This is a genomic window from Rhodococcus sp. 2H158, from assembly GCF_053764755.1.
Map to the genome: position 1 here is coordinate 240,996 of NZ_JBSNCE010000003.1, position 18,206 is coordinate 259,201.

Here is an 18,206-nt window from a genome sequence, read left to right on the forward strand (position 1 = left end):
GGTGATTCCGCGCGGTACTGTCGAAGTGTGCAGCGACGAATCATGGGCATCGAGACGGAGTTCGGCGTCACGTGCACCTTCCACGGGCACCGGCGACTGAGCCCCGACGAGGTCGCCCGGTATCTGTTCCGTCGGGTGGTGTCCTGGGGCCGCAGCTCGAACGTGTTCCTCCGCAATGGGGCGCGCCTGTACCTGGACGTGGGTTCGCACCCGGAGTACGCGACCGCCGAGTGCGACGACCTCCTCCAACTCGTCGAGCACGACCACGCCGGGGAGCGGGTGCTCGAGGAGTTGCTGATCGACGCCGAACAGCGCCTCGCCGAGGAAGGCATCGGCGGCGACATCTACCTGTTCAAGAACAACACCGACTCGGCCGGCAACTCCTACGGCTGCCACGAGAACTACCTCGTGGTGCGGGCCGGGGAGTTCTCCCGCATCTCGGACGTGCTGCTGCCGTTCCTGGTGACGCGGCAGCTGATCTGCGGCGCCGGGAAGGTGCTGCAGACCCCCAAGGCCGCGACCTACTGCCTGTCGCAGCGCGCCGAGCACATCTGGGAGGGCGTGTCGTCGGCGACCACCCGGTCCCGGCCGATCATCAACACCCGCGACGAGCCGCACGCCGACGCCGAGAAGTACCGGCGGCTGCACGTGATCGTCGGCGACTCGAACATGTCCGAGCCCACCACGATGCTCAAGGTCGGCTCCGCGTCGCTGGTGCTCGAAATGATCGAGGCCGGCGTGGCGTTCCGCGACTTCGCCCTCGACAACCCGATCCGGGCCATCCGGGAGGTCAGCCACGACCTGACCGGGCGGCGGCCGGTGCGCCTGGCCGGGGGCCGGCAGGCCAGCGCCCTCGACATCCAGCGCGAGTACCACGGCCGGGCGGTGGAGTACCTGCGCACCCGCGAACCCGATCCGCACGTCGAGCAGGTGGTGGATCTGTGGGGCCGGGTGCTCGACGCGGTCGAGTCGCAGGACTTCGCGAAGGTGGACACCGAGATCGACTGGGTGATCAAACGCAAGCTGTTCCAGCGCTACCAGGACCGCTACGACCTGGAACTGTCCGACCCGAAGATCGCCCAGCTGGATCTGGCGTACCACGACATCAAGCGCGGGCGCGGGGTGTTCGATCTGCTCCAGCGCAAGGGCCTGGCGACGCGGCTGACCGACGACGAGTCCGTCGACGCGGCCGTGCACACCCCGCCGCAGACCACCCGGGCGAAGCTGCGCGGCGACTTCATCGCCGCCGCGCAGGACGCCGGCCGGGACTTCACCGTGGACTGGGTGCACCTCAAGCTCAACGACCAGGCGCAGCGCACGGTGCTGTGCAAGGACCCGTTCCGCTCCGTCGACGAGCGCGTCGAACGGCTCATCGCCTCGATGTAGTGCGCCGCGGGTCGCCCGCGTCCGGTAACCGGGTCGGCCGGCGGGCGGGGGATTAGGCTGCACCGCGTGGCGAATTCCAAAGTCGAGCGGCTGGTGAATCTGGTCATCTGCCTGCTGTCCACCCGCCAGTTCCTCACCGCCGAGAAGATCCGCGCCTCCGTCGCCGGATACGACGAATCGGGCAGCGACGAGGCGTTCAGCCGCATGTTCGAACGCGACAAGAACGAGCTGCGCGACCTGGGCATCCCGCTCGAGACCGGCATGCCGTCGCGGTTCTCCACCGTCGAGGGCTACCGCATCAACCGCGACGCCTACGAACTGCCCGAGATCGAGCTGACCAGCGCCGAGGCGGCCGCCGTCGCGGTGGCGGCGGCGCTGTGGGAGTCGCCGGAGCTCACCTCCGCGGCGCAGGGCGCGCTGCTCAAGCTGCGCGCCGCCGGGGTGCAGGTCGATGCCGACCCGGCGGGCGCGATCACCGCGATGCCGACCCGCAGCCGCGGCTCCGAGCCGGTGCTGGGGCAGGTGCTCGCCGCCGTCGACACGCGCCGCGCGGTGCGGTTCCGGCACCGCAGTTCCCCGACCGACCCGTGGACCGAGCGCACCGTCGAACCGTGGGGCGTGGTCACCGTGCACGGCCGCTGGTACCTGGTGGGGTTCGACCGGGACCGGGGTGCGCCGCGCACCTTCCGGCTCTCCCGTATCGACGACGACATCACCGCCTTCGGTCCCGCCGGGGCCGTGCGGATCCCCGACGGGGTGGATCTGCGGGCGCACGCCCTGACCGCCACCACCCCCGGCGACGTGACCGGGCACGCCCGGGTGTGGGTCGCGGACGGGCGCGCGTTCGAACTGCGCCGGCTCGGCACCGAGCACGAGCGCCGCGCGGTCGGCGACCGTCCCGGCACCGTCCTCGACGTGCCGGTGCGGTCGTGGGAGTGGATCGGGCGGGTGATCGCCGGGCAGGGCGCCGACGCGCTGGTGCTCGACCCGCCGGAACTGCGCGCGGAGGTGCGCCGCATCCTCACCCGGGTGCTGGCCACCACTACGACGGCCACCGTCGGTGCCGTCTCGAACAGCGGCGGCGGCGCCGACCGGGGGGAGAGCCGATGAGCACACGACTGTCCGGGCGGTTGACCCGGCTGCTGAACCTGGTGCCGTACTTCACGGCCCATCCGGGGATCAGCGCCGCCGAGGCCGCCCGCGATCTCGGGGTCACCCCGAAACAGATCATGGACGACCTGAACCAGCTGTGGGTGTGCGGGCTGCCCGGCTACGGTCCCGGCGACCTGATCGACCTCTCGTTCTCCGAGGACAGCATCGTCGTCACCTTCACCGCCGGGATCGACCGGCCGTTGCGGCTGACGTCCACCGAGGCCACGGCGCTGTTGGTGGCGTTGCGGTCGCTGGTGGAAATGCCCGGCGTGGTCGACCCCACCGCGGCGCTCGGGGCGATCGCGAAGATCGAGGCCGCCGCCGGCACCGCCGCCGCCGCCGACCGCACGCCCGCCCCCGCGCAGCCCGTCGCCGAGGATCCGGTCGCGGCGACCGTGCGCTCGGCGGTGCAGCACGGCCGGGCGCTGCACCTGACCTACTACTCGGCCTCCCGCGACGCGGTGTCCGAACGCGACGTCGATCCGATCCGCATCGTGCTGGTCGGCGAGCACACCTACCTGCAGGCCTGGTGCCGGGCCGCCGAAGGGGTGCGGCTGTTCCGGTTCGACCGCATCGACGCCGCCACCGAACTCGACGAACCGGCGGACCCGCCCGAGCGGGCGCTGCGCGAGGACGACCACCTCGACCTGTTCGCCGGGGACCCGACGCTGCCGGCGGCCCGGCTGCGGATCGACCCCGGCTACGGGTGGCTGCTCGACTACTACCCGCTCACCGACGTGCGGGTGCACGACGACGGGGTCATCGACGCGGTGATGCACTACGCGTCGCTGGACTGGATGGCGCGGCTGACCGTCGGCCTCGGCGCGGGGGTGAGTGTGCTGGGTCCGCCGGAGCTGGTCGCGGCGGTGCGGGACCGGGCGCAGGCCGCCCTGGCCGCGTACGACGCCCCCGCCGGGAACGGGCTGTGAACCGGCTCCGAACTCGTCGTGAACGCCCCTGTGCGGCGCGCCGGTGCAGGGTCGGTCCGGTAGCATCGACGCCAGCAGATCAGTGGAGGTTGATAATGGGTGCAATGAGCCCCTGGCACTGGGCCATCGTCGCGATCGTCGTGATCATCCTGTTCGGTTCGAAGAAGCTGCCCGACGCGGCCCGCGGTCTCGGCCGGTCGCTGCGCATCTTCAAGAGCGAGGTCAAGGAGATGCAGAACGACGACGCGCGCCCCGCGCAGCAGCAGGCTCCGAGCCCGTTGCCGCCGGCCCAGCCGGCCCAGGCCCCCGTGGAGCCGCAGCCGCAGACGCCGCAGCCCGAATCACGTTCGGCCTGACCGTATTTCCCTGACCGGGGCATCCGTGCGGATGTCCCGGTCCTCCGCTGATCCCGGCGGCCGTGACAGGAGCTGAGAACCGCACCGTGCGCATCCCGTTCGATCCGCGTCGAAGCCGGCGCAAGACCAATCCCGACGGCACCATGTCGCTGGTCGAGCACCTCTACGAACTGCGCACCCGCCTGCTCATCGCCCTCGCCGCCGTGGTGCTCACCACGATCGTCGGGTTCGTCTGGTACAGCACCGGCCTGTTCGGGCTCCCGAGTCTCGGCGAGATCCTGCGCGGCCCCTACTGTGATCTGCCGGCGTCCGCGCGCGCCGACATCAGCGCCGACGACAGTTGCCGGCTGCTCGCCACGGGACCGTTCGAACAGTTCATGCTGCGGCTGAAGGTGGCGCTGACCGCGGGCATCGTGCTGGCCTGCCCGATCTGGCTGTACGAGCTGTGGGCGTTCATCACCCCCGGCCTGTATGCCAAGGAACGCCGCTACGCGATCGGCTTCGTAGTCTCCGGCGCGGTGCTGTTCGTCGCCGGCGCGGTCCTGGCCTACCTGGTGGTCTCGCACGCGTTGTCGTTCCTGCTCACCGTCGGTAACGACGTGCAGGTCACCGCGCTGTCGGGCTCGGAGTACTTCGGGTTCATCATCAACCTGCTCGTGATCTTCGGGGTGTCCTTCGAAATTCCCCTCGTCATCGTCGCGCTCAACGCCGTCGGGGTGCTCAGCTACGCCAAGCTCAAGGCCTGGCGGCGGGGGCTGATCATGGCGATGTTCGTCTTCGCCGCCATCGCCACGCCCGGTCAGGACCCGTTCTCGATGCTGGCGCTGGCCGCGGCCCTGACCCTGCTGCTCGAACTCGCCATCCAGCTCGCCCGCCTCAACGACAGGCGCCGCGCCCGCCGCGACCGGGAACAGGGCTGGGGCGACCTCGACGACGACGAGAGCTCCCCGATCACGGCACCCACCCCGGTGCCCGCCCCCACCTCGACGGTGCCGCCCGGCCCCACGGCCCAGCCCGCGCCGCCCGACTACTCCGACACCCTCTAGCCGCCGCCTGTGACCGACTCCACCGACACAGGATCCACCGCGACCGCGCTGCCGCCCCGGCTCGCCGAATTCGCCGCCGAGCTGTCCTTCCCGCTCGATCCGTTCCAGGTGCAGGCCTGCCGCGCCCTCGAGGGCGGGCACGGCGTGCTCGTGTGCGCCCCCACCGGCGCCGGCAAGACCGTCGTCGGTGAGTTCGCCGTGCACCTGGCGCTGCGCGCCGGCAGCAAGTGTTTCTACACCACCCCCATCAAGGCGTTGAGCAACCAGAAGTACGCCGATCTCGTCGCCCGCTACGGCAAGGCCTCGGTCGGCCTGCTCACCGGCGATCAGTCCGTCAACCCGGACGCCCCGGTGGTGGTGATGACCACCGAGGTGCTGCGCAACATGCTCTACGCCTCCTCGACCACCCTGATCGGGCTGACCCACGTGGTGATGGACGAGGTGCACTTCCTCGCCGACCGGTTCCGCGGCGCGGTGTGGGAGGAGGTCATCCTGCACCTGCCCGAGGACGTGCGCCTGGTCAGCCTGTCCGCCACCGTCTCCAACGCCGAGGAGTTCGGCGACTGGATGGAGACCGTGCGCGGCGACACCACCGTCGTCGTCGACGAGGTGCGGCCCATCCCGCTGCACCAGCACGTCATGGTCGGTCCCCGCATCTTCGACCTGTTCGAATCCACCGCGCACCCGGACGCCGCGGACGGCACCGGCCGCCGCGGCGTGGTGGTCAACCGCGAACTCGTCGAGCAGGTGCGCCGCCGCGCCGCCCTCGACTCGGCCGGCCGGTGGGGCGGTCCCCGCGGGCGCATCGGGTTCCGGCCGCTGCCGCGTCCGGAGGTCGTCGCCCTCCTCGACCGGGAGGGGCTGCTGCCGGCGATCACGTTCGTGTTCAGCCGTGCCGGCTGCGACGCCGCCGTCGGCCAGTGCCTGCGCGCCGGTCTGCACCTGACCTCCGACGCCGAGACCGCGCAGATCCGGGCCATCGTCGACGAACACACCGGCGACCTGCCGCGCGCCGACCTCGAGGTGCTCGGCTTCCGGGAGTGGCGCGCCGCCCTCGAACGCGGCATCGCCGCCCACCACGCCGGCATGCTCCCGGCCTTCCGGCACACCGTCGAGGACCTGTTCGTCCGCGGCCTGGTGCGGGCGGTGTTCGCCACCGAAACCCTCGCCCTGGGCATCAACATGCCGGCCCGCACCGTGGTGCTCGAGAAGCTGGTCAAGTACAACGGCGAAACCCACGCCGAGCTCACCCCCGGCGAGTACACCCAGCTCACCGGGCGGGCCGGGCGCCGCGGCATCGACGTCGAGGGCCACGCGGTGGTGCTGTGGCAGCCGGGCCTCGAGCCCGCCGACGTCGCCGGGCTCGCCTCCACCCGCACCTTCCCGCTGCGCAGCTCGTTCCGCCCGTCGTACAACATGGCGGTCAACCTGATCGACGCGGTCGGCGCCGAGCACTCCCGGGCGCTGCTCGAACGGTCCTTCGCCCAGTTCCAGGCGGACAAGTCGGTCGTCGGCCTGACCCGCGGCATCGAACGCAACGAGAAGGCCCTCGCCAAGCTCCGCGACCAGCTCGGCGGCGAGGACGGCGACATCATCGACTACCTGCAGCTGCGGGAGGAACTCACCCAGCTCGAACGCCGACGCGAACGCCAGGCCCGGCAGGACCGCCGGCAGGCCGCGGTCGCGTCGCTGCTCGCGCTGCGACGCGGCGACATCGTCGCCATCCCCGGCGGACGGCGCACCGGACTGGCCGTCGTCCTCGAAACCGACACCGACGCCACCGACCCCCGGCCCCTGGTGGTCACCGCGGACGCCTGGTCCGGGCGGGTCTCGGCCGCGGACTTCCCGGCACCGGCCACCGCGCTCGGCAAGCTCCGGCTGCCCCGGCACGCCGACGCCCGCACCGCCCGGGCCCGCCGTGACCTCGCGTCGGCGCTGCGCAGCACCGGGATTTCCGCGCCGCGCCGCCCCAAGCACGCCAAGAACGGCGACACCCGCGAGATCGACGACCTGCGGCGGCGCCTGCGCCGGCACCCGGCCCACGAGCATCCCGACCTCGACCGCCTCGCCCGGCTCGGGGAACGCTACAACCGGCTCGGCCGGGAGGTCGCACAGATGCGCCGCCAGTCCGCGGCCACCACCAATTCCCTCGCACGCACCTTCGAGCGGATCGTCGGGTTGCTGACCGAGCGGGGCTACCTCACCGCCGGCGACGACCCGTCGACCACCGAGGCGGGGGAGCGGCTCGCCCGCATCTACAGCGAGAGCGACCTGCTCGTCGCCGAATGCCTGCGCCACGGCGTGTGGGCGGGGCTCTCGCCCGCCGAACTCGCCGCGGTGGTCTCGGCCGTGGTGTACGAGGCGCGCGTCGAGGAGGGCACCACCGAGTACGGGCCCACCGGGCCGCTGCGCCGCGCGCTCGCCGACACCGTCCGCCTGTGCGGGCAGCTGCGCGCCGACGAGGTTCGCTTCAAGCTGCCCCCCACCCGCGAACCGGATCCCGGATTCGTCGATGCCATCTACACGTGGGTGAGCACCCAGTCGTTGACGGAGGCCTTGATCGCCGCCGGGGCCGCCGGACGCGACCTGTCGGCGGGCGACTTCGTGCGCTGGTGCCGGCAGGTGATCGATCTGCTCGACCAGATCCGCACCGGCGCGGTCGACCCTCAGATAGCCAAGACCGCCGCCCGGGCGATCGGCGCGATCCGGCGCGGTGTCGTCGCGGTCGATGCGGCGTGACGACACCGCGTGTGGTTTGATACGCGCGCTGCCACACGGCTTTCTCGTGGTGGGTGGGGCGCTACGGCTACGGTAATTGGACACAGCGAAGGCAGGTGGAGGCGACAATGAGCGGTCCGCACGACCCGCAGGATTCCGACGATTCGACCAAGCAGTGGGCGCCGTCGCCCCCGCCGTCCTCCGGAGCCGAGCAGGGGCCGGCCCCGACGCAGGCGTTCGGCACGCCGCAGCAGGGGCAGCCCGCCGGCCAGCAGTGGGGGCAGCCGGGTCAGCAGACCCCCGGCCAGCCGCAGCAGGGTCAGCCGCATTGGGGGCAGCAGCCCGGCCAGGGCCAAACCCCCGGCCAGCAGTGGGGCCAGCCGCCCGGCCAGGGTCAGCAGTGGGGCCAGCCGCAGCAGGGTCAGCCCCAGTGGGGGCAGCCCGCCCAGGGCCAGCAGTGGGGCCAGCCGGGTCAGCCGACTTCCGGCCAGCCGCAGCAGGGTCAGCCGCAGTGGGGGCAGCAGCCCGGCCAGGGCCAGCAGTGGGGCCAGCCGCAGCAGGGTCAGCCCCAGTGGGGGCAGCAGCCCGGCCAGCAGTGGGGGTCGACCGGCGCGAGCCAATGGAATGCCGGTGCGCCGCAGCAGAAGTCGAAGACCGGGCTGATCGTCGGCCTGGCCGTCGCCGCGCTCGTGGTGATCGGTGCGATCATCGGCGCCGTGCTGCTGCTCGGCGGCAACGACACCCTCGACCCCGAGGCCGCGCAGGCCGGCGTCGAGAAGGTCCTCACCGAGTCCTACGGCGCCACCGACGTCTCCGACGTGCAGTGCCCCGACGGTGAAGAAGTCAAGGCGGGCAACAGCTTCGAGTGCACCCTCACGGTGGACGGCCAGTTCCGGTCGGTGACGCTGACCTTCACCGACGACGAGGGCACCTACGAGGTCAGCCGCCCCAACTGAGCGCGCCGGTCCGTCGCCCTCACCCCGCGGCCAACGCCGCGGTCAACCGGGCGACGGACCGCCCGATCCCCAGGTCCTGCGCCAGCCGCTCCAGCGCCTGCGGATCGACCGGGGTGGACGGCACCGTGTCCGGCCGCGACACCCGGACGGGGGCGTCGGTGGAGACCCGCACCACCGGCACCGCCGCGTCGAGATACGCGTCGGCGTCGATCAGCTTGCCGCGCACCCCCTTCGCCAGCCCCGACTCCGGGTCCACCGCCGCCGCGCGCAGCGCCGTCAGCGACCCGTACTGCAGCAGCAGGGTCGACGCGGTCTTCTCCCCGACCCCCTTCACCCCCGGCAACCCGTCCGACGGGTCCCCGCGCAGCGCCGCCAGTTCGGCGTAGGCCGCGCCGGCCCGCTCGGGTGGCAGCCCGTACCGCGCCGCCACCTCGGGCGGCCCGAACAGCTCGGCCTTGGCCAGGCCCCGCCCGACGTACAGCACCCGCACCGGCACCGAGCCGTCGCGCACCACCTGCAGCAGGTCCCGGTCCCCGCTGACCACCAGCACCGGATCGCGGGACTCGCCGGCGGCGAGAGTACCGATCACGTCGTCGGCCTCGAACCCGGCCGCACCGGCGGTGGCGAGGCCGGCGCCGGCCAGCACGTCGGTGATCATCGGCACCTGCGCCGGCAGCGCCGCCGGCACCTCCTCGACGGTGCCGTCCGAGCCGGCGGCCACCCGGTGCGCTTTGTAACTCGGCACCGCCGCCACCCGGAACGCCGGCCGCCAGTCCAGATCCAGGCACACCACCAGCCGCGCCGGCCGATGCTTGGTGATCAGCGACGCCACCATGTCGGTGAACCCGCGCACCGCGTTGACCGGGCGGCCGTCCGGGGCGGTGAGCGACTCGGGCAGCGCGTGGAACGCGCGGAACCACAGGCTCGCCCCGTCGAGCAGCATCAACGGGCCGGTGGGGGGCACGGGGGCGGCGGACGCCGGCGTCGCAGTCACGACGATCATCCTGCCAAACGCCACTACGCTGTCCGCATGAATTCCCCCGCGCGCCGCTTCCCCGCCTCCGCATACGCCGACCGTCTCGCCCGGGCCGTCGCCCTCGGCCGCGACGCCGGTCTCGACGCGCTGCTCGTCACCCCCGGCCCGGACCTGCGCTACCTCCTCGGTTCGCGGGCGGAATCGTTCGAACGGCTCACCTGCCTGGTGGTGCCCACCGACGGCGCGCCCGCGTCCGTCGTCGTGCCGCGGCTCGAGCTGGCCGCCCTCACCGACTCCGCCGCCGCGGACCTGAACCTGCCGGTACACGACTGGGTCGACGGGCAGGACCCGTACGCGCAGGTGGCGGCGCTGCTGCCGGAGCGCCCGCGCACCGCGGTCGCCGACGCCATGCCCGCCCTGCACCTGGTGCCGCTCGCGACCCGGTTCGCGGTGCCGCCCGTGCTGGCGACGGAGGTGGTGCGGCAGCTGCGCATGATCAAGGACGACGCGGAGGTCGAGGCGCTGCGCCGCGCCGGCGCCGCCATCGACCGGGTGCACGCGCAGATGGAACGGTGGCTGCGGCCCGGGCGCACCGAGGCGCAGGTCGCGGCCGACATCACCGCCGCGATCGTCGCCGAGGGCCACACCGAGGCCGCGTTCGTCATCGTCGGCTCCGGCCCGCACGGCGCCGACCCCCACCATGAGGTCTCCGACCGGGTCCTCGAACCCGGCGACGTCGTGGTCGTCGACATCGGCGGCCCGGTCGAGCCCGGCTACTACTCCGACTCCACCCGCACCTACAGCCTCGGCGCGCCCGCCGCGGACGTCGCGGCGAAGGTGGCGCTGCTCGAGGCGGCGCAGCAGGCGGCCGTCGACGCGGTCCGGCCCGGGGTCAGCGCCGCCTCGGTCGACGCCGCCGCCCGCGACGTGCTCGCCGCGCACGGCCTCGCCGAGGTGTTCGTGCACCGCACCGGACACGGCATCGGGCTGTCCGTGCACGAGGAGCCGTACATCGTCGACGGCAATACCGATGTGCTGCGGCCCGGGATGGCGTTCAGCATCGAACCGGGCATCTACTTCCGCGGCGAATGGGGTGCGCGCATCGAGGACATCGTGGTGGTCACCGAGGACGGCTGCGAGCCGCTCAACCACCGACCGCACGGGCTGACCGTGCTGCCGGGGTGACCGGCCCTACCGGTCCAGCACCGAACCCATCACCCGTTCGACGGTGATCTCCACCACCACGCGGGTCGGGTTGGGCCGCGGTGGCCGGTACCGCGCGGTGTAGCGGCGCACCCCCTCGGCGACGGCCTCCGGGTCCGTGCGCACCCGGGCGGGACCCTCGAGGGTGAGCCAGCGGCCGCGCTCGACCTGGCTGACGGCGCCGTACCCGCCGCGCTCGGCGTTGAGCGCCTTCTGCGACGTCGCGTTGGTGATCACCCGCACCACCGCGGCGTCCGGGTCCCAGGTGAAGCCGACGGCCACCACGTGCGGGCTGCCGTCCGTGCGCAGCGTCGTCAGGGTGCCGAGATGGTATTCGGTGAGGAACTGCAGCGCGGCGTCGCCGAGCGCGGCGGGGGTTCGGGCCATGCCTGCGACGGTAGCCGAACCCGGCACCGACGGACCCGCCCCGGGCCGTCCCGGCGCCGCCCGGGCACACTGGTGCGGTGAGCAACGAGCAGGGTTCGATCGTCGTCTTCGGGGGCCGCAGCGAGATCGGGGCGGCGGTGGCCGTGCGGCTGGCCCGCGGCCGCACCGTGGTCCTGGCCGCGCGCCGCGCCGGGGACCTCGAGCCGCAGCGCCGCGCCGTGCTCGACGCCGGGGCCGCCGCCGTGCACACCGTGGAGTTCGACGCCGACCGGCTCGACACCCACGAGCAGGTTCTCGCCGACATCCGGGCCCTGTACGGCCCGGTCGACGTCGCGGTCCTCGCGTTCGGCATCCTCGGCGACCAGCGTCGCGCCGAACACGACGCCGCGCACGCCGTCGCGATCGTGCACACCGACTACGTCGCCCACGTGGCGCTGCTCACGCACCTCGCGGCGCAGCTGCGCGCCCAGGGTTCGGGCCGGATCGTGGTGTTCTCGTCGGTGGCGGGGGTGCGGGTGCGCCGCGCGAACTACGTGTACGGCTCCGCGAAGGCCGGTCTCGACGGATTCGCCGCCGGCCTGGCCGACGCGCTGCACGGCAGCGGCGTGTCCCTGCTGCTGGTGCGGCCCGGGTTCGTGATCGGCCGGATGACCGAGGGCATGCGTCCCGCGCCGCTGTCGAGCACCCCGGACCGGGTCGCCGACGCGGCGGTGCGGGCGTTGCGCCGCGGCCGCGGCGAGGTGTGGGTGCCGGCGGTGCTGCGGCCGGTGTTCTTCGGGATGCGGCTGCTGCCGCGGCCGATCTGGCGGCGGCTGCCGCGCTGACCGGCGCGGTCAGCGGCGGCGCGACTCGAGCAGCCGCAACCACACCTCGCCGACCGTCGGATACGCCGGTACCGCGTGCCACAGCGTCTCGAGCGGCACCGCACCGACCACCGCGACCGTGGCCGCATGCAGCAGCTCGGCCACGTCGGTGCCCACGAACGTCGCTCCCACCGCGGTGTCGGTCGCGCGGTCGACGACGAGGGCGGCGCGGCCGGTGAAATCGTCCCGGGCCAAAGCGGATCCGGCCACGGCGATGTCGACCTCGAGCACCTCGACGTCGAGGCCGTCGGCGCGGGCGCCGGCGGCGGTGCGGCCCACCGCCGCGACCTCCGGGACGGTGAACACCACCTGCGGCACCTGCCCGTGGTCGGCGCTCGCCCGGTAGCGCGGCGCGTCGAAGTCGCGGCCCTCGGCGCGGGCGGCGATCACGTCGCCGCACACCCGGCCCTGGTACTTGCCCATGTGCGTCAGCGCGGTCCGGCCGGTGACGTCGCCGACGGCGTAGAGCCAGCGCCCGTCCGTCCCGGCGACGGTCATGTGGTCGTCGGTGCGCAGCGGGCCGTCCCCGGCCAACCCGACCGCGTCGAGACCGAGGTCGGCGGTGGCGGGCCGGCGTCCGGTCGCGACGATCAGCTCGTCGACCTCCAGGGCGCCGCCGTCGTCGAGACGCAGCCGCACCGGGCCGCCGTGGATGCGCCCCACGCCGGTGTCCGCGACGTCCGGGCGGGACACCTCCGCCACCGTGGTGCCGAACCGCAGCCGCACGCCGTGCTCGCGCAGCGTCGCGGCGACCGCGGCGCCGGCGAACGGCTCGGTGCGGGCGAGCAGCCGGTCCCCGCGTACCAGCATCGTCAGGTCCTCGGTGCCCAGCTCGCGCAGCCACGTGGCGACCTCGCAGGCGACGACGCCGCCGCCGACGATCGCGGCGCGCCGCGGCACCTGCCGCAGGTTCGTCGCGTCCCGCGACGTCCACGGCCGGGCGGCGCGCAGCCCGGGCAGGTCGGGGACGGTGGCGGTGGTGCCGGTGGCCACCACCACCGCGTGCCGTGCCCGCAGCCGCCGCGGCTGCGGGCCGTCGACGGTGACCTCGCACGGCCCGCTCAGCCGGCCGTGCCCGCGCACGACGTCGATCCCGGCGCCGCGGGCCCACTCGACCTGCGCGGCGTCGTCGCGGCCGCTGGTGAACGCGTCGCGACGGGCGAGGACGTCGGCGACGTCGACGCCGTGCGCGGCGACCTTGGCGGCGACGCCGGGCATGTGCCGGGCCGCGGCCAGCACCTGCCCCGGTCGCAGCAGCGCCTTGCTCGGCATGCATGCCCAGTAGGAGCATTCGCCGCCGACCAGTTCGTGTTCGACCAGCACCGCGGTGCGGTCGCTGCCGGCGATCGCATAGTCGGCGGCATTCTCCCCGGCGGGCCCGCCGCCGAGGACGATGACGTCGAACACGTCGGACTCGGAATCGGCACCGATGGTCATGACCTCACGGTAGGCCGCGCCCGGGCCGCGCGACCCCGGAACGCGGCGGCCGCGGTGAGGATCAGTTCAGGGCGGGGGAGTCGGCGTCGAAGATCAGCCCCATCGGGGCGAGCACCCGCACCACCTGTTCGGCGGCCCACTCGTCGAGGTCGCACAGCAACAGCACCGGCCACGGCGTCACCACCAGGGGGCGGTCCACGGCCGCGAGGAACTCCGCCATCCGCGCCGGCAGCACCGCCCCGGGCAGACCACCGCCGAGGGTGACCGCCCCGTCGGGCTGGTCGAGCCATCCCACGGGCCGGGCCGGGGCCGGCGGGTGCGGCGCCGCCGGTTCCGACGGCTCCAGGCCCAGGGCCGCGAGGGTCGCGGCGACGCCGGCGCGGCGGGGCCGCTGCGCCGCCGCGACCAGCGCCTCGACGACGTCGCCCGGGGGCAGGCGCACCCCCGAGTCGGTGCCGTCGAGCAGCAGCGCCCACCGCCCGCCGGGCAACGCCAACGCCCCCACCTCGGGGGCCAGGGCCGCGATGTCGCCGGTGCCGTCGTCGATCCCGACGACGATCTCGCGGTCCGGTGCGGTCCCGTCGAGGCGATCCTGCACCCCGGCCAGCGTCGCCCACACGTCCACGTGCCCGCCGATGCGACCGGACAGCGGCGAGGCGAGCAGGCGGTGCCGGTGCTCGCCGGGCAGGTCGAAGCCGTGACCGGTCAGCCGCGCGGTGAGCTCGGTGCGGTCCCCGCGCAACCCGAGGCCGCCGGCGGTGAGGACGAGGGTGCCCCCGGCGTGCTCGTGGGCGAGCTCGGCGAGGACCTGCAGCTGCGCCGCGGTCAGCCGGCCCCCCGGGAGGGACACCTCGACCAGGTCGGCCACGGCGGGATCATGGGCATGCGGCATGCCCTCCAGGCTAGACGGCGCCGGTCGGCGCGCCGGCGGCGCGGTTTTCCGTAGGGTGTGCCCATGACCCCGACCTTCGCCGACCTCGCCGCCGCGAAGTACGTGCTGCTGACCACGTTCCGCAAGGACGGCACCCCGGTGCCGACGGCGGTATGGGCGGCCGCCGACGCCGACCGGCTGCTGGTGTGGACCGTCACCGACTCCTACAAGGTCAAGCGGCTGCGCCGCGATTCGCGGATCACCCTCGCGGTGTGCGACATGCGCGGCAATCCGCGCAGCGACGCGGTCCCCGGCACCGCCACCGTGCTCGATGCCGCCGGCACCGAGCGGGCGCGGGCCGTGATCGCCCGCAGATACGGGATCCTCGGGTGGCTCACGGTCAAGGGCAGCGTGCTGCGCCGCGGCCGCGCCGGCACCGTCGGCATCGCCTGCGTCGTCGATGCGGGCGCCGCCGCTCCGGAGCCGGGCACCCCGGCCCCCGGGCACGGCGGGTGACGGGGAGCGCTGCGATGCCGCACAGCTGAGAGCGCGTCGGCGCAAATCCGATGCCGGCCGTCCGGGGTGCGAGGCATGAAGCCCTCGACAGCCGTGCTGCTAGTGCGGTAGCCGGGCGCCGCCGGGGGTGGTGGCGAAGACGTGGGCATGCGACGGGTCGATGCGGACGTGCACGACCTGGCCTTTCTCCGGTGGGTTTCGCCAGTCGACCCTGGCCACCATTGGGTCGTGCCGTCCGCCCACCTGAGTGCGTCCGAAGATGAACGCGTCCGAGCCGAGTTCTTCGACCACGTCGATCTCGAGCTTCAGTCCGCCGGAGTCGGCGATCTCGACGTGCTCGGGCCGGATCCCGAAGACAACCTCCCGGCCGGCGGCCGCCAGGGTGTCCCGCGGCACCGGAATCACCTGCCCGCCGAAGCGGATTCCGCCGTCGGTGACGGGCACGGTGAACAGGTTCATCGACGGTGAACCCATGAATCCGGCGACGAAGACGTTCGCGGGCCGGCGGTAGAGCTCGCGCGGTGACGCGCACTGCTGCAGCACCCCGCCCTGGAGGACGGCGACCCGGTCGCCCATCGTCATCGCCTCGACCTGGTCGTGCGTGACGTAGACGGTGGTCGTGCCCAGGTGGCGCTGCAACTGGGCGATCTGCGTCCGGGTCTGCACCCGCAGCTTCGCGTCGAGATTCGACAGCGGCTCGTCCATGAGGAACACCTGAGGCTGGCGGACGATGGCGCGGCCCATGGCAACTCGCTGCCGCTGGCCACCCGACAACGCCTTCGGCTTGCGGTCCAGATACGCGCCGAGGTCGAGCATGTCGGCGGCCTCGCCGACGCGGCGGCGGATCTCGGACTTGTCGGTACCGGCGAGTTTGAGCGCGAAGCCCATGTTCTCCGCGACGCTCATGTGCGGGTAGAGGGCGTAGTTCTGGAACACCATCGCGATGTCGCGTTCCTTGGGTTCGGCGTGCGTGACGTCGCGGCCGCCGATGGTGATGCGACCGCCGTCGACGTCCTCGAGGCCGGCGAGCATGCGCAGCGACGTCGACTTACCGCAGCCGGACGGGCCGACCAGGACGAGGAATTCGCCGTCCTCGATGTGCAGGTCGAGTTGGTCCACCGCGGGGCAGTCCGAACCAGGGAACAGTCGGGTCGCGTGGTCGTACGTGATGGTTGCCATGAGAAAAGAGAGTCCCTCCACCGGCAGGAACGTGCCGGACGATCCGAGTGAGGTGAATGAGGTGAGTGGTGCGGGTATCGGTGGTGTCAGGGCGTCGTGGTCGAACTGTCGGTACCGGTGAACGGCACGTAACTCGAGGAAGAGATGGTGCCGAATTGCGGTCCGTCGCCGTTGTCGAAGCCCCACGTCATCCAGTTGCCCTCCCGTGTCCGCCGCATCTGCACCGCGTACAGGTCGGCGGTGTCGATGTTCGCCGCCTCGGTGATCTTCCACGGCCCGAGCAGGGACTGTCCTTCGGCGATCCAGGTCCCCGCACGGTGCCCGGCGTGAACGCTGGTGTTCTTGGGTGCGCAGGAGAACACCAGGACCGGTTTCCCGTTGACGGTGTGCGCCTGCAGGACTTCCATCTCGCCGAATCCGGCGGGCGTCGAGAGGGGGGGTTGGATGTGCCAGTGGCTCAGGTCGTTGCTGGTGGCGTGGCCAACGACGGCGCGGCCCTCGGGATCGCCGGAGTTGGCGCGGGCGGTGATCAGCATGTGCCACTGACCGGCGTGTTCGAGGACGTAGGGGTCGCGCCAGGCTTCGTCCGGCCAGGTGCCCTCGCCGAGGCGTTCGTACCAGCGGCCGTCGGCCTCGAGGACGAGGTCGGGGTCCTTGGTCCAGGTGACCAGGTCCGAGGAGGTTGCGCGGCCGATGCGTTGTACGAGGCCGTTCTCGGCCCGGCTCACGCCGGTGTAGAACATGTTCCAGCGTCCGCCGGTGTCGCGGACGACGGAGCCGGTCCAGGTCGCGAGGTCATCGAAAGCTGGGGCGTCGGAGGCCGCCAATGCGTCGGCGGTCAGGGTCCAGTGCTCGCCGTCCCGCGAGGTCGCGTGTCCGATGGCGGCACGGTAGTGGCGGCGATCGCGGTCCTGCAGGGCGCGCGAGGCGCGGAGGAAGAACAGGTGGTAGTCGGTGCCGTCGTCGGTCATCCAACTGTCCCAGACCCAGTGGTCGGGAAGGGCGAGGCGCATCAGGTCTCCTGGGGGTGTTCGGCAATCGGGGGCGCGGCCGTCGCGCTCTCAGCGCGGAGGGTCGCCTGCGGCCGCCTGCGGTCCGGCGCCGGTCCGGTGCTGGCGCGGACGGTGAGTGTCACCGGGGCCGTGACGGCGGTGGGTACGCCACCGTCCGCAGTGGGGCTGGGATTCAGCGCGTCGAGGACCAGGCGGGCGGCGATCTCGCCCTGCTCGCGGACGGATTGGTGCACCGTGGTCAGGTCGGTGAGTGCGGCGAGGGGGTGATCGTCGATCCCGACCACGGAGACGTCGTCGGGTATCCGCAGGCCCCGGCGGCGCAGGGTTCTGATCGCGCCGAGGGCGAGTTCGTCGCTGTGCGCGAACACAGCCGTCGGGGCGCGCTCCGGGGCCGCGTCGAGAATGTCGGCCATCGCCGATGCGGCGTTGAGGCCGCCCCAGTCGACGTCGCGGATGAGAGCGTGATCGACCGCGATCCCGGCGTCGGTCAGGGCGTCGACGTACGCCGCCGACCGGCCCGAGCGGGCCGGCCAGCCGGGCTGGTCCGGGTCGTGGGCCGCGATCATGGCGATGCGCCGGTGGCCCAGCTCCAGGAGGTGGTCGACGGCCAGGCGGCCGGCACGATAGTCGTCGATGCAGACGTAGGGGTAGTCGGCGTTCTGCCCGCCGGCGGCGATGATGCTGACGCCCATCAGGGCGAGCCGTTCCTGCTCGTGCTGGTCGACCGGGAATGCGACCACCACGACGGCGTCGACCTTCCGGCGGGCGGGCAGCCGGGTGAAGAAGTCGTGGCGGTCGTCGGGGCCGCCGACCTGGTACAGCAACAGGTCGAAGTGGGCCGCGGAGAGCACCGTCTCGATGCCGCTCACCATCTCGCCGAAGAACCAGCGCTCGATGTGGGGGACGGCCAGCGCCACCCGTCGTGTCGGGCCGCCGGCGAGGCGGACCGCATCCGGGGAGACGACGTAGTCGAGACGGCGGGCGGTGGCGAGGACCTTCGCCTTCGTCGCCGCGGACACACCGTACGAGTCGTTGAGGGCGCGGGAAGCCGTCGTCAGGGAGACCCCGGCTTCCCGGGCGACGTCGCTGAGGCTCAACGCAGCAGGTCGATTGGACACAAGCCCGATGGTAGACCGATCGACCTTGATTTCGGAAGCGCTTCCGACATACGCTTCGGAAGCGCTTCCGAAATGTGATGCGCATCTCAACGCGGAGGAG

General features: G+C 73.0%; 17 protein-coding genes. 10 read left to right on the plus strand and 7 right to left on the minus strand.

All coding sequences use genetic code 11. The features are described from left to right. The first annotated feature begins 27 nt into the window (after positions 1-27). From pafA to ACWPOB_RS04525, 7 genes are all read left to right on the plus strand, one after another. Entirely contained in the window at positions 28-1,386 is a 1,359-nt protein-coding gene (pafA, locus tag ACWPOB_RS04495) for a Pup--protein ligase (protein ID WP_455400027.1), read from the plus strand. A gap of 66 nt (positions 1,387-1,452) precedes the next feature. Next, positions 1,453-2,496 (plus strand): helix-turn-helix transcriptional regulator, encoded by a 1,044-nt coding sequence (locus ACWPOB_RS04500; RefSeq protein ID WP_455400028.1) that lies wholly within the window; start codon positions 1,453-1,455, stop codon positions 2,494-2,496. Beyond that, on the plus strand, positions 2,493-3,467 hold the full coding sequence (locus ACWPOB_RS04505) for a helix-turn-helix transcriptional regulator (RefSeq protein ID WP_455400029.1): 975 nt from the start codon (positions 2,493-2,495) through the stop codon (positions 3,465-3,467). The genes ACWPOB_RS04500 and ACWPOB_RS04505 overlap by 4 nt, the downstream gene beginning before the upstream one ends. Positions 3,468-3,562: 95 nt before the next feature. Beyond that, complete coding sequence (gene tatA / locus ACWPOB_RS04510) at positions 3,563-3,823, plus strand: Sec-independent protein translocase subunit TatA (RefSeq protein WP_100058802.1); 261 nt, start codon at positions 3,563-3,565, stop codon at positions 3,821-3,823. A gap of 86 nt (positions 3,824-3,909) precedes the next feature. Then, complete coding sequence (gene tatC, locus ACWPOB_RS04515) at positions 3,910-4,869, plus strand: twin-arginine translocase subunit TatC (RefSeq protein WP_100058803.1); 960 nt, start codon at positions 3,910-3,912, stop codon at positions 4,867-4,869. Positions 4,870-4,878: 9 nt separating this feature from the next. Beyond that, positions 4,879-7,608, plus strand: coding sequence for a DEAD/DEAH box helicase (locus tag ACWPOB_RS04520; protein WP_455400030.1), 2,730 nt, complete (start codon positions 4,879-4,881; stop codon positions 7,606-7,608). Positions 7,609-7,715: 107 nt separating this feature from the next. Then, positions 7,716-8,543 carry a DUF4333 domain-containing protein gene (locus ACWPOB_RS04525; RefSeq protein ID WP_455400031.1) on the plus strand — a complete coding sequence of 276 codons (828 nt, stop codon included), beginning with the start codon at positions 7,716-7,718 and terminating at the stop codon, positions 8,541-8,543. Positions 8,544-8,562: 19 nt separating this feature from the next. On the opposite strand, the gene ACWPOB_RS04530 is transcribed toward ACWPOB_RS04525, so the two are convergent. Further along, positions 8,563-9,546, minus strand: a complete 984-nt coding sequence (locus ACWPOB_RS04530; protein ID WP_455400032.1) for a 5'-3' exonuclease — start codon at positions 9,544-9,546, stop codon at positions 8,563-8,565. Between the two features lie 27 nt (positions 9,547-9,573). On the opposite strand from ACWPOB_RS04530, the gene ACWPOB_RS04535 reads away from it, so the two are divergent. After that, the gene (locus ACWPOB_RS04535; protein ID WP_455400033.1) at positions 9,574-10,704 is read left to right on the plus strand and encodes a M24 family metallopeptidase; all 1,131 of its coding nucleotides are present in this window, start codon (positions 9,574-9,576) and stop codon (positions 10,702-10,704) included. 6 nt (positions 10,705-10,710) lie between these two features. Here the strand turns inward: ACWPOB_RS04535 and ACWPOB_RS04540 are convergent, their stop codons facing one another. After that, a complete protein-coding gene (locus ACWPOB_RS04540) occupies positions 10,711-11,109 on the minus strand; it encodes a pyridoxamine 5'-phosphate oxidase family protein (RefSeq protein WP_006945766.1) in 399 nt (132 codons plus the stop codon). Between the two features lie 77 nt (positions 11,110-11,186). Between ACWPOB_RS04540 and ACWPOB_RS04545 the strand changes: the two genes are divergently transcribed. Then, complete coding sequence (locus tag ACWPOB_RS04545) at positions 11,187-11,933, plus strand: SDR family NAD(P)-dependent oxidoreductase (protein WP_455400034.1); 747 nt, start codon at positions 11,187-11,189, stop codon at positions 11,931-11,933. Between the two features lie 9 nt (positions 11,934-11,942). On the opposite strand, the gene ACWPOB_RS04550 is transcribed toward ACWPOB_RS04545, so the two are convergent. Together ACWPOB_RS04550 and ACWPOB_RS04555 are read right to left on the minus strand one after the other, a co-directional pair. After that, on the minus strand, positions 11,943-13,409 hold the full coding sequence (locus ACWPOB_RS04550; protein WP_455400035.1) for a dihydrolipoyl dehydrogenase family protein: 1,467 nt from the start codon (positions 13,407-13,409) through the stop codon (positions 11,943-11,945). 61 nt (positions 13,410-13,470) lie between these two features. Continuing rightward, the gene (locus tag ACWPOB_RS04555; protein WP_455400036.1) at positions 13,471-14,301 is read right to left on the minus strand and encodes a precorrin-3B synthase; all 831 of its coding nucleotides are present in this window, start codon (positions 14,299-14,301) and stop codon (positions 13,471-13,473) included. A 63-nt stretch (positions 14,302-14,364) separates the two neighbouring features. Here ACWPOB_RS04555 and ACWPOB_RS04560 point away from each other — a divergent pair, with 63 nt between their 5' ends. Beyond that, entirely contained in the window at positions 14,365-14,796 is a 432-nt protein-coding gene (locus ACWPOB_RS04560) for a PPOX class F420-dependent oxidoreductase (protein ID WP_455400037.1), read from the plus strand. Between the two features lie 99 nt (positions 14,797-14,895). On the opposite strand, the gene ACWPOB_RS04565 is transcribed toward ACWPOB_RS04560, so the two are convergent. The 3 genes from ACWPOB_RS04565 to ACWPOB_RS04575 form a co-directional block, all read right to left on the minus strand. Continuing rightward, the gene (locus tag ACWPOB_RS04565; protein WP_455400038.1) at positions 14,896-15,975 is read right to left on the minus strand and encodes an ABC transporter ATP-binding protein; all 1,080 of its coding nucleotides are present in this window, start codon (positions 15,973-15,975) and stop codon (positions 14,896-14,898) included. Between the two features lie 86 nt (positions 15,976-16,061). Continuing rightward, positions 16,062-16,988 (minus strand): glycoside hydrolase family 68 protein, encoded by a 927-nt coding sequence (locus ACWPOB_RS04570; protein WP_455400039.1) that lies wholly within the window; start codon positions 16,986-16,988, stop codon positions 16,062-16,064. Then, positions 16,988-18,106: a LacI family DNA-binding transcriptional regulator gene (locus ACWPOB_RS04575; RefSeq protein ID WP_455400040.1), complete on the minus strand. Its 1,119-nt coding sequence runs from the start codon at positions 18,104-18,106 to the stop codon at positions 16,988-16,990. Before ACWPOB_RS04575 ends, ACWPOB_RS04570 begins: the two co-directional genes overlap by 1 nt. Positions 18,107-18,206: the final 100 nt, after the last annotated feature.

Coding starts and splice junctions, on each gene's coding strand:
- ACWPOB_RS04505 (WP_455400029.1), top strand. CDS start 2,493: ATGAGCACACGACTGTCCGGGCGGTTGACCCGGCTGCTGAACCTGGTG.
- tatA (WP_100058802.1), top strand. CDS start 3,563: ATGGGTGCAATGAGCCCCTGGCACTGGGCCATCGTCGCGATCGTCGTG.
- ACWPOB_RS04525 (WP_455400031.1), top strand. CDS start 7,716: ATGAGCGGTCCGCACGACCCGCAGGATTCCGACGATTCGACCAAGCAG.
- ACWPOB_RS04530 (WP_455400032.1), bottom strand. CDS start 9,546: ATGATCGTCGTGACTGCGACGCCGGCGTCCGCCGCCCCCGTGCCCCCC.
- ACWPOB_RS04535 (WP_455400033.1), top strand. CDS start 9,574: ATGAATTCCCCCGCGCGCCGCTTCCCCGCCTCCGCATACGCCGACCGT.
- ACWPOB_RS04540 (WP_006945766.1), bottom strand. CDS start 11,109: ATGGCCCGAACCCCCGCCGCGCTCGGCGACGCCGCGCTGCAGTTCCTC.
- ACWPOB_RS04550 (WP_455400035.1), bottom strand. CDS start 13,409: ATGACCATCGGTGCCGATTCCGAGTCCGACGTGTTCGACGTCATCGTC.
- ACWPOB_RS04555 (WP_455400036.1), bottom strand. CDS start 14,301: ATGCCGCATGCCCATGATCCCGCCGTGGCCGACCTGGTCGAGGTGTCC.
- ACWPOB_RS04560 (WP_455400037.1), top strand. CDS start 14,365: ATGACCCCGACCTTCGCCGACCTCGCCGCCGCGAAGTACGTGCTGCTG.
- ACWPOB_RS04565 (WP_455400038.1), bottom strand. CDS start 15,975: ATGGCAACCATCACGTACGACCACGCGACCCGACTGTTCCCTGGTTCG.
- ACWPOB_RS04570 (WP_455400039.1), bottom strand. CDS start 16,988: ATGCGCCTCGCCCTTCCCGACCACTGGGTCTGGGACAGTTGGATGACC.